The sequence below is a fragment of the Streptomyces chlorus genome (assembly GCF_042655885.1).
Lineage (GTDB): Bacteria > Actinomycetota > Actinomycetes > Streptomycetales > Streptomycetaceae > Streptomyces > Streptomyces chlorus.
The window spans coordinates 1-13,385 of record NZ_JBHSOA010000132.1 but is presented as its reverse complement, the minus strand read 5'-3'; the positions used below and the strand labels follow the sequence as shown (position 1 = coordinate 13,385).

The 13,385-nt window shown below is 70.9% G+C and carries 10 protein-coding genes; 1 reads left to right on the top strand and 9 read right to left on the bottom strand.

All coding sequences use genetic code 11. The annotated features are described in order from the left end of the window. The 6 genes from ACFPZI_RS34460 to ACFPZI_RS34435 all read right to left on the bottom strand — a co-directional run. On the bottom strand, positions 1 to 2,052 hold a 2,052-nt coding region (locus ACFPZI_RS34460; RefSeq protein WP_381371101.1), incomplete at its 3' end, for a type I polyketide synthase. 81 nt (positions 2,053 to 2,133) lie between these two features. Beyond that, a complete protein-coding gene (locus tag ACFPZI_RS34455; protein WP_381371102.1) occupies positions 2,134 to 3,408 on the bottom strand; it encodes a methylaspartate mutase in 1,275 nt (424 codons plus the stop codon). Positions 3,409 to 3,443: 35 nt separating this feature from the next. Beyond that, positions 3,444 to 3,935: a cobalamin B12-binding domain-containing protein gene (locus ACFPZI_RS34450; protein ID WP_381371100.1), complete on the bottom strand. Its 492-nt coding sequence runs from the start codon at positions 3,933 to 3,935 to the stop codon at positions 3,444 to 3,446. Beyond that, positions 3,926 to 5,170 (bottom strand): type III PLP-dependent enzyme domain-containing protein, encoded by a 1,245-nt coding sequence (locus ACFPZI_RS34445; RefSeq protein WP_381371099.1) that lies wholly within the window; start codon positions 5,168 to 5,170, stop codon positions 3,926 to 3,928. Before ACFPZI_RS34445 ends, ACFPZI_RS34450 begins: the two co-directional genes overlap by 10 nt. Continuing rightward, on the bottom strand, positions 5,167 to 6,678 hold the full coding sequence (locus ACFPZI_RS34440; protein ID WP_381371098.1) for an AMP-binding protein: 1,512 nt from the start codon (positions 6,676 to 6,678) through the stop codon (positions 5,167 to 5,169). The genes ACFPZI_RS34445 and ACFPZI_RS34440 overlap by 4 nt, the downstream gene beginning before the upstream one ends. 117 nt (positions 6,679 to 6,795) lie before the next feature. Beyond that, entirely contained in the window at positions 6,796 to 8,337 is a 1,542-nt protein-coding gene (locus tag ACFPZI_RS34435) for an AMP-binding protein (RefSeq protein ID WP_381371097.1), read from the bottom strand. Between the two features lie 166 nt (positions 8,338 to 8,503). Between ACFPZI_RS34435 and ACFPZI_RS34430 the strand changes: the two genes are divergently transcribed. Then, complete coding sequence (locus ACFPZI_RS34430; protein WP_381371096.1) at positions 8,504 to 8,752, top strand: phosphopantetheine-binding protein; 249 nt, start codon at positions 8,504 to 8,506, stop codon at positions 8,750 to 8,752. A gap of 54 nt (positions 8,753 to 8,806) precedes the next feature. Here ACFPZI_RS34430 and ACFPZI_RS34425 read toward each other — a convergent pair whose 3' ends face one another. The 3 genes from ACFPZI_RS34425 to ACFPZI_RS34415 form a co-directional block, all read right to left on the bottom strand. Then, positions 8,807 to 9,793 (bottom strand): ACP S-malonyltransferase, encoded by a 987-nt coding sequence (locus ACFPZI_RS34425; protein WP_381371095.1) that lies wholly within the window; start codon positions 9,791 to 9,793, stop codon positions 8,807 to 8,809. 3 nt (positions 9,794 to 9,796) lie between these two features. Beyond that, on the bottom strand, positions 9,797 to 10,705 hold the full coding sequence (locus ACFPZI_RS34420; RefSeq protein ID WP_381371094.1) for a proline iminopeptidase-family hydrolase: 909 nt from the start codon (positions 10,703 to 10,705) through the stop codon (positions 9,797 to 9,799). 48 nt (positions 10,706 to 10,753) lie between these two features. Further along, on the bottom strand, positions 10,754 to 13,385 hold a 2,632-nt coding region (locus tag ACFPZI_RS34415), incomplete at its 5' end, for a type I polyketide synthase (RefSeq protein WP_381371093.1).

The window sequence follows — 13,385 nt, the reverse complement described above, 5'->3', positions numbered from 1 at the left end:
GGCGTGGAGTTCACGACCGGCCCCGAGCAACCGACCACCCTGCCCGGGGAAGAGGAACGCGAGGCGTCCTGAGGCCTGTCCGCGCAGCACATCGGGCGTGGTGCCCCGGCCCTGTGCCAGGTCCCGCAGGCCACGGCGCAGTTCGGCCTCGTCGCCGGCGACGACCACGCCACGGTGTTCCAGGGCGGCGCGCGTGGTGCCCAGCGAGTGGCCGAGGTCGTTCAGGCTCGGCACGGCTGTGTCGGGTCCGTCCAGGAGGGAGAGCAGCCGTTCGGCCTGGGCACGGAGCGCGGAGGAGCTCCGGGCGGAGACGACCAGAGGTACGGCGCAGGCCCGGTCGGTTGCGGACTCCGGCTTCCCGCCGGGTTCCGGCTCGCGGAGGGACGGTTCCTCCAGGATCACATGGGCATTGGTACCGCTGATACCGAAGGAGGACACTCCTGCCCGCCGCGGACGACCGTGGTCCGGCCAGGTCAGCGCCTCGGTCAGCAGCCGGACGTTCCCCGTCGACCAGTCCACGTGCGGGGTCGGCTCGTCGGCGTGCAGGGTCCGGGGCAGGACCCCGTGCCGCATCGCCATGATCATCTTGATGATGCTCGCGAGGCCGCCGGCCGCCTGGGTGTGGCCGAGGTTGGACTTCACCGATCCCAGCCACAGGGGGCGGGCCATGGGCCGGCCCTGCCCGTATGTGGCGATGATCGCCCGCGCTTCGATCGGGTCGCCGAGCGTGGTGCCCGTGCCATGGCCCTCGACGGCGTCGACGTCGGCCGCGGTCAGCCCAGCGTCGGTCAGGGCGTCCCGGATCAGCTGCCGCTGCGCGGAGCCGCTCGGGGCGGTGAGGCCGTTGCTGGCCCCGTCCTGGTTGACCGAGGAGCCTCGCACCAGGGCCAGGACCTCGTGCCCGTTGCGCTGAGCGTCCGACAGCCGTTCGACCACCAGCAGGGCGACGCCCTCGGAGAACGCGGTGCCGTCGGCCTCCGCCGCGAAGGCCTTGGCCCTGCCGTCCGGGGCGAGCGCGTGCTGGCGGCTGAACTCGACGAACGTGCCGGGGCTACCCATCACGGTCACCCCGCCCACGAGGGCCAGCGAGCACTCGCCACGTCGCAGGGACTGTCCGGCCAGGTGGAGGGCGACGAGCGAGCCGGAACAGGCGGTGTCGACCGTGATGGCAGGCCCCCTCAGCCCCAGGGCGTACGCGGTCCGGCCCGAGACGACGCTCGGCGCGCTGCCGGTCATCACATAGCCTTCGGTCCCTGGGGGCGCCTCCATGATGCGCGCCCCGTACTCGTTCGCCCCCGTGCCGACGAACACGCCGGTCCGGCTGCCGCGTACGGACAGCGGATCGATGCCGGCGTGTTCCAGTGCCTCCCACGCGGTTTCCAGGACGAGACGCTGCTGGGGCTCCATGGCCAGGGCCTCACGCGGGCTGATCCCGAAGAAGTCGGCGTCGAAGTCGGCGGCGTCCTCGAGGAAGCCGCCCTGATCGCAGGAGCTCCTGCCTGCCCGGCCGAAGAGAGCGTCGAGGTCCCAGCCTCGGTCGCGCGGGAAGTCTCCGGCGACCGTCCGTCCGTCGGCGACCAGGCTCCACAACTCGTCCGCCGACGTGACGCCGCCCGGGAAGCGGCAGGCGATCCCGACGACAGCCAGTGGCTCGTCACCGGCGATCACGGCGGGCGGCGGTTCGGGCCCGTCGTCGGTCGTCCCCAGCAGTTCGGCCAGCAGGTGGTCCGCCAGCGGTGCGGGAGCCGGATGTTCGAAGGCGACCGTCACCGGAAGGCTCAGCCCGGTGGCGGCCACCAGCCGGCCGTGCAGCGCGACCAGGGCGAGCGAGTCCAGCCCCTGTTCCCTGAACGGGCGTTCCGCCTCGACGGCCGTGTCCGGCGGGGTCTCCGGTCGGGCCTGGCACAGGACCGCACGGGCATGCCCGCACACCAGGTCCAGGATGATGTGCCGCCGCTGCCGGCCCGGCAGTTCGCCGAGCCGGCGCATCAGTTGCTCTCGCTCGTCCTGACTCCGTCCGCCGCCGGAAACGGAATTCTCAGACTCGCGCATTCAGTCCTCACTCCACGCTCTTGAAGAGAAACAGCTGATGGAAAACGTCGGGCTCCTGGCTCGCCCCTGTGCCCGCAGTTCTCACTCGTCGCCGGGGACGGGGGCGGCGTCGAACTTCCGGCGCACATAGGACAGGTCGGCCAGTAGTCCGGAAGAGGTGATCCGCCGTCCGGGACCGGCTTTCACGCGCCGGGGCAGCGGGAGTGATCCGCTGTCCGTCCACCGCAGCCGGCCTTCCGCGTCGATATGGCTACGGGTCCGGCCCAGGTTGTCCGGGTGGATGCAGTAGGGGATGTCGAGGTATCCGCACCGAAACGCCGTAACGAGGGCCGCCCCGATGTCGTCGTCGAGGTTCAGCACGGCGTGCACCAGGGCGCGGGCCTCGTCGTAGATCCCGGTGTCCGGTGGTGTCGGGACCTTGACGCCGCCCGAGTGGTGTAGTGCGGTCGCGCGGGCGGCCCCTTCCAACGCGGACACGTTCTCGGCGATGGTCGGAATGCCGTGGGCCTCATCGGCGGTCTTGACGATGAGCCGCTCGGCTCCCGTGCTGGCCGCGAGCTCCGCCGCCGTGGCGAGCAGTCGGCGCGCGCCGTGCGGGGTCTGTGGGAAGAGCCCCATGTACGCGTACACGACGACATGCCAGTTGTCCGTCGGCAGCAGTTCGGAGCACAGGCGGCGCAGGGCAGCCACGGCTTCCCGGTCCTGCTCCGCGCTGGTCTGTTGGGCATAGCTCAGGGACAGGCTGCGCAGTCCGTGCTGGTCGAAGAACAGCGCTTCGAGGACGCTGATGGCCACCAGTTGGCCGGGCGGGCACAGCTGGCCCATCATGCAGCCGCCGAAGGTCTCCAGGTGGGGTTCGATGCCGAGGTCGAGGAGGCCGGTGAACTCCTCGCAGGCCCGCGTCCAGTTGCCGACCGATTCGGTCAGCGGTGTGCGGCCGTACGGCAGGCAGTACGAGACCGGGCCGCCTTCGGTGGCGTTCAACCCCAGAGCGACGAGAGTCCTGACGATGCGACCCGGGCTCGCGGAGCCGTGTCGAACCTGGACGGGGAAGTCCGGGCCGAGGGCGCCGGTGAGCACCTGACGGGTGGTGTCGGCGGGGTGGTCGGCGATCGGGTAGCCGTTGAGGCAGGCACCGTCGCGCAGGGCGGTCCTCACCGCGTCGCTGTCGCCGACGCGTGTGTAGCTGTCGACGGTGATCGTGCCGACGGACACGGCATCGGCCCTTCGGGTGGCGATGAGTCCCGCGCGCATCCGGGCGGGGTCGGAGAAACCCATGCGCGGCTGCACCACGGGGACGCCGGAGCCACCCCGGTGCCGGACGAACTCTCCGAAGTCCACCGGGAGACAGCACATACCCGCTGTCGCCCGGGCGGAGACAGTGCGACAGGTCATACGAGGACCCCGCGGCGTGCCGATGGTGTGGCCGGATGCCTGTTCAAGGTGTCGAGGAAGCACCGGAAGCGTGCCATCGTGCGGGCGTCTTCGGTGAAGACCGCGTCGAACCCGGCCGCCGTCAGCCGCTGTGCGTGGCGGGTGTCCTTGCCGCGGATGACGTCCAGTTTCCCGCCGATGACCACGGGAGTCGCGGCCAGCTCCGCGATCGCTCTCAGCCGCGCGATGACCCGGAGACCCTCCTGGTGTCCGTGACCGTTGACGCTGCTGATGACCACCAGGTCGGGTCCGGCGCTCCGACACGAGTCGACGAGGAGGTCGTCCGGCACACAGGGGCCGAGGTTGACGACGTCGAAGCCGTTCTCCTCCAGCAGCAGTTGGAGGAAGACCAGGTTCCAGGTGTGGGAGTCGGAGGCCATGCCGGTGACGACGGCGGTTCCCCTCCGCGCCGTCGTGGGCTGCATGCCGGCGCTCGGGGTCACGAGCATCCTCCCAGTGCCACCCGGTGGTGTTCCAGACGGCTGGCCGAGACGACGAGGTCGCCGCGGACCACGACTTCGGCGGGGGCGGGCCTGCCGAGGAAGGTCAGCAGGCTGGCCGTCGGCCCGTAGGCCCCGGCGTTGGGGATGCTCACCAGGTCTCCGGGCTCCAGGACCGGCAGTTCGACGCCGCGCCCCAGGACGTCGCCCGGGGTGCACAGAGGGCCGACGAGCGTCGCGGTCTCCGTCTCGGCCGCGCCGTCGATCCGCACGGACACCGGCAACAGACGGCCGAGGCCGGACATGCCGCCGAAGGCGTTGATACCGGCGTCGAGGACGACGAACTTGTGACCGCGACTCACCTTGATGTTGCCGACCCGCGCGATCAAAGTGCCGCCGGCGCCGACCAGGAAGCGTCCCGCCTCGAAGGCGACAGCGGGCCGGTCATGACGCCAGCCGGGAAGGTGGAGGTCCAGGTCCGCTTCGAGTTCGGCGCGGAGCTTCGGGTAGGCGCCGCGCTGTCCCGGTACGCCGTACGGGGCCGCGAAACCGCCCCCCAGGTCGAGGAAACGCAGGGTGAGTCCCAGGTCCCGCTCCAGCTGGGCGGCCAGGATGATGGAGTGCCTGAACGCATCGATCAGCGCCGAGGCGTCCTGGGCGTTGCTCAGCGGAAAGAAGTGCAGGCCCGTGATCCGAGTGCCCGGAATGTCACGTACAAGGGGAAGCGTGTCCGGCAGCGTCTCCGCGTCGAAGCCGAATTGCGAGGGCGTGCCGGTCATTCTGATGGCGGTGGTGCCCCGCGCCGAGGGAGCGTTGACCCGCAGGATGCAGTCGGCGACCGCTCCGTGTGCGCGGGCGGCCGCGCCGACGCGGCGGACGTCGGTGACGGAGTCGGTCGAGAAGCGCCGGACGCCGAGCGCGATGGCCTCGTCGAGCTCGGCGGCCGTCTTGCCCGGCCCGGTGTAGAGGCAGTCCTGACCGCGTCGCCCCGCGGCAAGGGCGACCGCCAGCTCTCCGGTCGAACTGATCTCGGGCAGGCACGGCCGACCGGGCCCTTCCCCGAGAGCGCGGGCGATGTCCGGGTGCGGGTTGGCCTTCAGGGCGTAGAACAGCCGGGCTTCTCGCGGCAGCGCGTCGTACAGCTCGCTCCGCGCCGCGTCGATCTCGTCCAGGTCGTACACGTACAGCGGGGTGCCGAACCGCTCGGCGAGGCGGGCGTGGCGGTCTGCCAGGGTTCGGTTCACGGTGCGTCCGTCTCCTGGAGCATCGCGGTCAGGGCCCGGCGGGCGTTCTTGCCGTGGGCGGTGAGGAGCAGTTCGGTGACGACCCGGCAGACGGCCGGCACTTTCTGCGGCTCCAGGCGTTCGGCGAGTTCCTTGAGGATCACGTGCGGCGCCAGTTCGGATTCCACGAAGACGGCGAGGTCCCTCCCGTCGGCGGGCGGCAGCACGGCGGCGGCGCGGACACCGGGGATGTCCGTGGCGGCGGCCTCGATCTCCAGGGTGCTCATGCGGATGCCCTTGCGCTTGAACATGTCGTCGCGGCGGCCCTCGAAGTACAGATAGCCGTCGGCGTCCAGGCTTCCGTAGTCGCCGGTGTGCAGGCGCGGCTCCCCGGTGCGCTCGTCGCGGCGGAAGGTCCGCGCGGTCAGCTCGGGGGACCTCCAGTAGCCAGGCATGACATGCGGGCCCGTGACCACGATCTCGCCGACCTCGCCGGCGGGGACCGGTCGGCCGTCGGTGCCGAGGATGGACACCGAGGTCCCGGGCAGTGGCCTACCGACCGAGGCGGGCCGTTCGCGGTCCTGCTCCGGCGGCATGATCGAGACGCGTTTGCACTCGGTCTGGCCGAACTGGCGCACCACCCGCACACCGGGGAATGCGGCGCGCAGCGCTTCGATCGTGGCGGGCGGCAGAGCCGCGCCGGTGTTGGTGATCAGGCGGACGGGCGGGGGCGGCCCGGGGTCGCGTTCGGCGAGCTTCACGATCATCGTGGCCAGTGAGGGCACGATCGGCATGACGGTGGTACCGGTCTCCCGCATCCTGTGCAGCAGCCGCAGGTCCGACTCGTCACCGGCGAGGACGAGTTCGGAGCTGCCCAGACAGGAGAGCAGCACCTTGTACAGGCCGTAGTCCCAGGACAGGGGGAAACGGCAGAAGACGACGTCGTCGGGCCGGTAACCGAGTTCCTCCCGGATGGCGCGGGATACGAACGTCATCTGCGCGTGCGGGCAGATGACCGCCTTGGGCGTGGCGGTGCTGCCGGAGGTGTAGACGAGGGACGCGACATCGTCCGGGGCGATGCCGGGGTGGTCCTCGCTCCCGCCCCGGGCCGCTTCGGCCTCGACCTCGGACCAGACAGAGGCCAGGTCGTACACGGGGACGCGGGTGACGGCGCGGAGCCGCTGGGCCCGGGAGCCGTCGGTGACGACCAGGGCCGGCTCGGCGTTGTCGAGCACGGAGGCGAGGTGGAACTCCTTCATGCCGGGGTTGAGCGGGACGAAGACGGCACCACGACGCGAGGTCCCGTAGAACAGGGCGACCGCCTCGCGCCGGGTCGGCAGCTGCGTCACCACCCGGTCCCCGTGTCCGACCCCGTGGTCCCGCAGCCACCGCGCGAAGGCGTGGCTCAGCCCGGCGAGCTGCCGGTAGGTCCACCGTCCCGCCGTGTCACGCACGGCGGAGCGCTCCGGGGTCTCCTCAAGTGCTTCGTCCAGCAGGCCGTGAACGTAAGGGCTTTCGCCGTGTCCCATGCAGATCGTCCAAGTTTCGCCGGTGAGTTCTCCCTGGTCCAGGACCTTAGGGGGCCGACAGCAGGCAGGACGGCCCATGACGACACCCCTATACCTGGACGCGGTACCCCTAATTCCTCAGCCGGGCAGCGGCTGTTCCCGCGCGGCCAGTGCCAGCCGCGCCCGGTCGACCTTGCGGTTGGAATTCAGCGGGAGAACGTCGATGTGCCGGTAGTGGCGTGGCGTCATCCCCTGAGGCAGCAGGGTCCGAAGGCCCCGGGCGAGTTCCGCCGCCGGAACGCGGGTGCCGGTGTAGAACACGACCAGCTCGGTGCCGTTGTCACCGGGCCGTGCCACGGTGACGGCGTCCTCGACTCCGTCGCATGTCCGCAGGGCGTGCTCGATCTCGGTCAGCTCCACGCGCCAGCCCCGCACCTGGACCTGTGTGTCCAGCCTTCCGAGGTGGGCCAGTTCACCGTTGTCCATGCGGCGTACCCGGTCCCCGGTCCGGTACCAGGTGCGGCCGTCCCGGCGCAGGAACCGGCCCTCGTCGTCCCTCGGGTCGAGGTAGCCCGCGGCCATCTGGGGTCCTGTCACGCACAGCTCGCCCTCGCTGTCCGAGTCCTCGCCGCACTGATCGAGGAGGACGTGGTCGTGTCCCTCGTGCACCGTCCCGATGGGCACCAACCCGTTGACGCACCGAGCCGGAGAGGTCGCGGGCGACCACCGGTGCCCGGTGACGGTGATGGTGAGTTCCGTCGGCCCGTAGATGTTCTCCACCGTGCAACCGGGAGCGGCCTCCTGCCACGCGACCACGTCGCTCGCCTGCAGGGCCTCTCCGGCGAAGAGGCTCCACCGCAGGCCCGGCATGCCGCCCGGGGGCAGGCCCCTCGCGCGGCGGACGAGCGCGATGGCACTCGGCGTGGAGAACCACACGGTCAGGCCCCGCTCGGCCACGAACGCGGGGAGGTCCCGGTAGGCATGGGCCGGCACGGGCCGCACACTCGCTCCCGCGCCCCAAGCGCAGAAGAGGTCGAACATGGCGCAGTCGAAGGTCAGGTCGAACGTCTGCGAGAAGACGTCGTGTTCGTCGAAGTCGTAGCGGGAGTCGAGCAGTGTGAAGTAGTGGTGGGTGTTGCCGTGCGTGATCGGCACGCCCTTGGGGCGTCCCGTCGTGCCTGAGGTGTACAGGATGTACGCGATGTCCGAGGCGACGACGGGAAGCGGCTCGTGCAGACCGGTCCGCCGCGACACGGTGATGCGGCGGAAGCGGCCGTCGTCGGGGCCGTCCGGTGACAGGACGGGGAGGTCCGAGTCCCCCTCCGCGATCCGGGCGGCCGCCGCGAGCCCGTGGGCATCGGCGATCAGGGCCGACACGCCCGCCGCCTCCATCATCCGCCGGGTGCGCGCGACCGGGAAGTCCGGATGCAGAGGGACCACGGCGGCGCCCGCGTACAGCGCGGCGAGGATGCCCGCATAGCCTTCGATCCCCTTGCCGGCGAGCACCCCGACCGCCTGCGGTGGCTGTCGGCAGCCGGAGACGAGGGCGCCCGCCCACCGCAGGGCCGTCTCGTGCACGGCTTCGTAGCTGTACGTCTCGCGGTCAAGCCGCAGCGCCGCACGGCGCGGAGCCATGGCGAGCCCTTGCAGGAAACGTGCGTACAGCGCTGGTTGCAGCATGTTTGTTCGCTCCGCCTTCGGGGTTCTCTGAACACAGGGGTAGGGGGCACAAGATCGGGAAAGGGAGATCCGCAGGGAGGACGAGGGTTACCTCGGGGGCCGTTCGACGGTTTACGTCAGCGACGAGATCCAGGTCATCCACGACCGACCCGTGCGAGGAGACATCATGTGGGACGACCGTTTCGAGGAACTGCTGCGCGCGTTCCTGCCCTTCTCCGCTCCTGACGATGCCCTCACCGAGGACGCCGACCTGCGCGACCTCGGCCTCGACTCGCTGGGCACCGTGGAGCTGCTGACGGCCCTGGAGCAGGCGTACGACGTACGGTTCGTGGACGAGGCGCTGACCCCGGAGACCTTCGCGACTCCGGGGACCCTGTGGGCCGCGCTGTCCGGACTGGGGGCGGTTGCCATCTGACGCGACCCGGGTGTGACCGCCGACCGCCTGCCTGTCCTCAGTGGGACGGTGCCTCTACGGTGCCGCCTGCGGGAGCGGGTCCCCACCGCGCGACGGCCTCGGCGCGCGGTGGCGGCGCGGCTGCATGGCGGTGCTCGGGCTCACCGCGACGACCTGGAAGTTGCGCGTGGTGCAGCCCACCCGGCCGAAGAGGCTGTCCGGGCCGGACACGTAGAGCGTTCCGACGCCGAGGTCACGCAGGGCGGCCACGACCCGGGGCCACTGGACGGGGTGTACGAACCCGTCGAGCAGCATGCGGCGTACGCCGTCGCCGGAGTGCAGCACTGCGCCGTCCTGGTCGGCCACCACCGGAATCCGCGGATCGGCGAACTGGAGCTCGTCGAAGATCTCCCGTTCGACTTGGTCACGCAGGGCGCCGAGGACGCTTGAGTGCATCGGTGGACGCATGGTGTACAGCGGTAGACCGCCGATCGAGCGCAGTCGCTTCGCCAGCCAGTCCAGTGCGCTCTCCCGCAGGGACACCATGTGGAAGTCGTCGTCGATGCGGCAGGAGATGTCGTACCACTCGCCTCGCTCGGCGAGTTCCGCCAGCACCTCGTCGAGCCGGTCCTCCGGGACTCTGGCGAAGGACTGCGTGATCACATCGCGATGGTCACGGGCGACGTGGTCCTCCAGACAACGCGCCCAGCGCGCGGTCATCCACACGGCCTGCTCGAAGGGCAGCGCACCACTGTGGACCGCCGCCGCCTTGCCGCCGAAACTGGGGCCCACGCAGAACCGGGCGGCCATGCCCAGCTCGCCCTCCGCCCAGCGCGCCAGCGCCAGGCAGTTGACCAGGAAGGCCACCTGGGCGAACTCGCTGTAGTCCCCTTGGGTCTCCCGGTAGCGGTCGACGAGCGAATAACCGAGGACCTCGTCAGCCGCCCCGACGAGGTCGCGTGCGATGGGGTTGAGCAGCATGAACTTCGCGACGTCCGTGAAGCGTGACGGCCCCATGCCGGGGAAGACGACCGCGCTGCCCGTGCGGAAGGACATGTCCATGGTTCACCTTCCGCCCTCTGAGATGCTGTTAAGGTAGTCGGCCATGACGGCCGTGAAGCGCTCCGGCTCCTCCAGATGCGGCACATGGCTGGATTCCTCGAAGATCTCCCCACGCACGTCCGGGATCAGGTCCAAGAAGGGCTGGACGGCCGCCGGCGTCGCCTCGTCGTGGCGGCCCGAGATCACCAGGGTCGGGACCGCGATCCTGGGACAGCAGTCCACGACTGACCACTCCCGCAGCGAACCGACGACATGGAACTCGGTGGGGCCGTTCATGGTGAAGTACACCGTCGGATCGTTGTGGACCTCGTAGAAGGAGGCCAGATAGTCGCGTGGCCAGGGCGTCAGCCGGCACACGTGCCGCTCGTAGAAGACGCGTGCGGCCTCCTGGTACTCGGCGCTGTCGGTGGTGCCCGCGGTCTCGTGGCGAAGCAGCGTGTCGTTGACGCCCGGCGGCAGGGCGTCACGCAGCACCTTCATCTCGCGCAGCCACAAAGGGTAGGAGGCCGGGGAGTCGGCGATGACTAGTCCGCGCAGACCGGGCGGGCGCGCGGCGGCGTGCCGGGTGGCCAGCATGCCGCCCCAGGAATGTCCGAAGAGAACGTAGTCGTCCTCGACGGCAAGGTGTCGCAGCAGGTTGTCCAGCTCGTCCAGGAACAGCTGGACGGTCCAGAAGTCGGCCCCGCGTCCGGGCAGGTGGGTGGAGCCCCCGTTGCCGATCTGGTCGTAGTGGACGACCGGCCATCCGGACTCGGCAAGGCGGGCCAGGTTCAGCAGGTAGTCGTGAGTGCTGCCGGGCCCGCCGTGGACGACCACCAGCGTCGGTGGGCGGCCGCGGGGTCCCGTGACGCGGTACCACGTCGCATACGCCCCGAAGGGGGCCTTTCCCTTGGTGATGGGTGCTTCAGGCATGTCGCCACCTCTGTCGGCTGGGTGTCTTGTGCCGGCCCTCGGGCCGGTCTACCGGCCGGTGAGGCCGAGTTCCTGGTCGATGAAGTCGAGGACGGCGTCGGCGGACGCGGCTTCGAGCTTCCCGGCGACGTCCTGGTCGCCGACTCCGCCCGTGAGGTCGTCGATCCTCGTCGCGAGCGTCCGGAGCCGTGCCGCGATGCCGGTGTCCCGCAGCTCGTCCGGTGCGAGCGCGTCGATCGCCTCCTCGACTCGGCCGAGTCGGGAGAGGACCGACGCGTCTTCACCGCCGGCGGCGGCGCCGCCCCGGTCGGGGCACACGTGGCCGAGCAGGTGGTCGGCCAGCTTGCGGGGTGTCGCGTAGTCGTACACGAGGGCGTTGCTCAGGGTCACACCCGTCGCCGAGACCAGTCGGTTCCTGAGGTCGACGGCGGTGACGGAGTCGAAGCCGAGCGCATCGAAGGACCGGCGCATGTCGAGGTCGGCGGGGTCGTCGTAACCGAGCAGGGAGGCCACGTGCGTGCGCACGAGATCGTGGACTTCGCGACGTCGCTGGTCCTCCCGCAGGGCCGCGAGCCGGCTGATCAGGCCCGCAGGACCGGAGACCGTTTCGGCGGTTCGGGCAGTTCCGGCGGTTTCGGCTCCCAGGACGGCCTGCACTTCGGGAAGGCTCGTGAACAGCGGCCGCGGCCGGGTCAGCGTGTGCACGGGAATGAAGCGCGGCCAGTCGAAGTCGGCCACGACGAGATGGCCGTCGCCGTTCTCCAGCGCCTGCCACAACGCCTCGGCCGCCAGGGCGGGCTTCATCGGTGGCACACCGATGCGGTGCAGCAGGACACTCGTCTCCCGGTCGACCAGTCCACTGTCCCAGGGCCCCCAGGCGATCGAGGTCGCCGCGAGCCCACGGGCCCGGCGATGGTGGGCGAGACCGTCCAGAAACGCGTTGGCTCCCGCGTACGAGGCCTGTCCTCCGCTGCCCCAGACGGCCGCACCGGAGGAGAACAGCACGAAGGACTCCACCGGGTGGTCGGCGAGGAGTTCGTGGAGATGCGTGGCACCGAGGACCTTCGCCCTGCCCACCTCGGCGAACTCCGCGAGGGTGAGCTCACCCAGGGGTGCTCCCCGCGGCGCCACGCCGGCCACGTGCATCACGGCGGTCAGCGGAAGCTCTTCGGGGATCGACTCGAGCACCCGACCGAGCGCCTCGCGGTCGGCGACGTCACACGCCATGATGGTGACGCGGGCGCCGAGCGCGACCAGTTCCCGTTCCAACTCCTCGGCTCCTTCGGCGGCACGGCCGCGCCGACTGGTGAGGACCAGGTGTTCCGCCCCCCGGCCCGCCAGCATGCGCGCCACTTGAGCACCGAGCCCTCCCGTGCCACCGGTGATCAGCGTGGTGCCTTTCGGACGCCAGGACCGCGACCGTGGCGCCTGGCCGTCGGCCGGAGGCGCCCCGGTCACGGTCAGCGGAGCCCGCTCCAGACGACGTACGAAGTTCCCGTGCGCGCGTACGGCGAGCTGGTCCTCCCCGTCGGCCCTGGACAGGGCGCGCACCAGGCGCTCGGCGTTTCCGTGTTCGCCCGCCGACGCGTCGAGGTCGATCACGCCGCCCCAGGTTTCCGGGTGATCCAGGGCGAGTTCCCGTCCCAGGCCCCACAGGACGCTCTGGTGCGGGCTGGTCACGTCCTCGCCGGGGGCCACGGCCACGGCTCCCGTGGTCACCAGCCACAACGGGGCGGTGACTGCCGCATCCCCCAGCGCCTGCACCAGGGTGATCGTGTCCGCGTATCCACGTGACATCGCCGAGTGCTCGGCGTGGATGCGGTCGTCAAGACCGAGCAGGCACAGCACCCCGGCCGGTGCCTGCTCTCGCACCTGGTGCCGCAGCCGTTCGGTGAGTTCGGCGCGGTTCGCGTCGGCCACCTCGACGACATCGGTGCGGACCGCGTCCGCGGCGCACGCGTCCAAGAGCGAACGGACGCGTGCGCTCCCGACGTGCCCGGCGGGCACGACGACGAGCCAGATGCCGCCGTGCGTGCTCGCGGGCGTGTCCGGCAGCGGCTGCCAGCTCTCGCGGTAGCGCCAGGAGACCACGCCCGACGGGGTCGGCACGGACGTGGCGGCGGAGCTGTCGGTCCAGTAGCGACGGCGCTGGAACGCGGCCGTCGGCAGGTCCACGCGCCGGGCGCCGCTGCCCGAGAAGAACGCCTTCCAGTCCACGGGCACCCCGCGGGTGTGGATTGTCGCGAGCGCCGAGACGAACGCGTGTTCCTCGTCCTCGTGCCGGGACATGGCCGGTACGAAGGCGGCGTCCGTGTCGTTCTCGAGGCAGTCGGCGCCCATCGCGGACAGCACCGCGTCCGGGCCCAGCTCCAGATACGTCGTGACACCACGCCCGTCCAACGCACGAACCGTGTCCGCGAACCGCACCGTGTCCCGGACCTGCCGCACCCAGTACTCCGCCCCCACCGGACCACCCGAACCACTCAGCACCAGGGGAATCCGCGGAGAGCGATAACCCACCGACTCGGCCACCACACGGAAGTCGTCCAGCATCGGTTCCATCAACGGCGAATGAAACGCATGCGACACCCGCAGACGCCGCACCCTACGGCCCCGCCCCGCGAACTTCTCCGCGATCCGCGCCACCTCGTCCTCGACACCCGACACCACCACCGACCGC

Bases quoted from the DNA above. Each gene is read 5' to 3' on its own strand.
- ACFPZI_RS34455 (WP_381371102.1), bottom strand. From the start codon at position 3,408: ATGTGCTGTCTCCCGGTGGACTTCGGAGAGTTCGTCCGGCACCGGGGT.
- ACFPZI_RS34450 (WP_381371100.1), bottom strand. From the start codon at position 3,935: ATGCTCGTGACCCCGAGCGCCGGCATGCAGCCCACGACGGCGCGGAGG.
- ACFPZI_RS34440 (WP_381371098.1), bottom strand. From the start codon at position 6,678: ATGGGACACGGCGAAAGCCCTTACGTTCACGGCCTGCTGGACGAAGCA.
- ACFPZI_RS34435 (WP_381371097.1), bottom strand. From the start codon at position 8,337: ATGCTGCAACCAGCGCTGTACGCACGTTTCCTGCAAGGGCTCGCCATG.
- ACFPZI_RS34430 (WP_381371096.1), top strand. From the start codon at position 8,504: ATGTGGGACGACCGTTTCGAGGAACTGCTGCGCGCGTTCCTGCCCTTC.
- ACFPZI_RS34425 (WP_381371095.1), bottom strand. From the start codon at position 9,793: ATGGACATGTCCTTCCGCACGGGCAGCGCGGTCGTCTTCCCCGGCATG.
- ACFPZI_RS34420 (WP_381371094.1), bottom strand. From the start codon at position 10,705: ATGCCTGAAGCACCCATCACCAAGGGAAAGGCCCCCTTCGGGGCGTAT.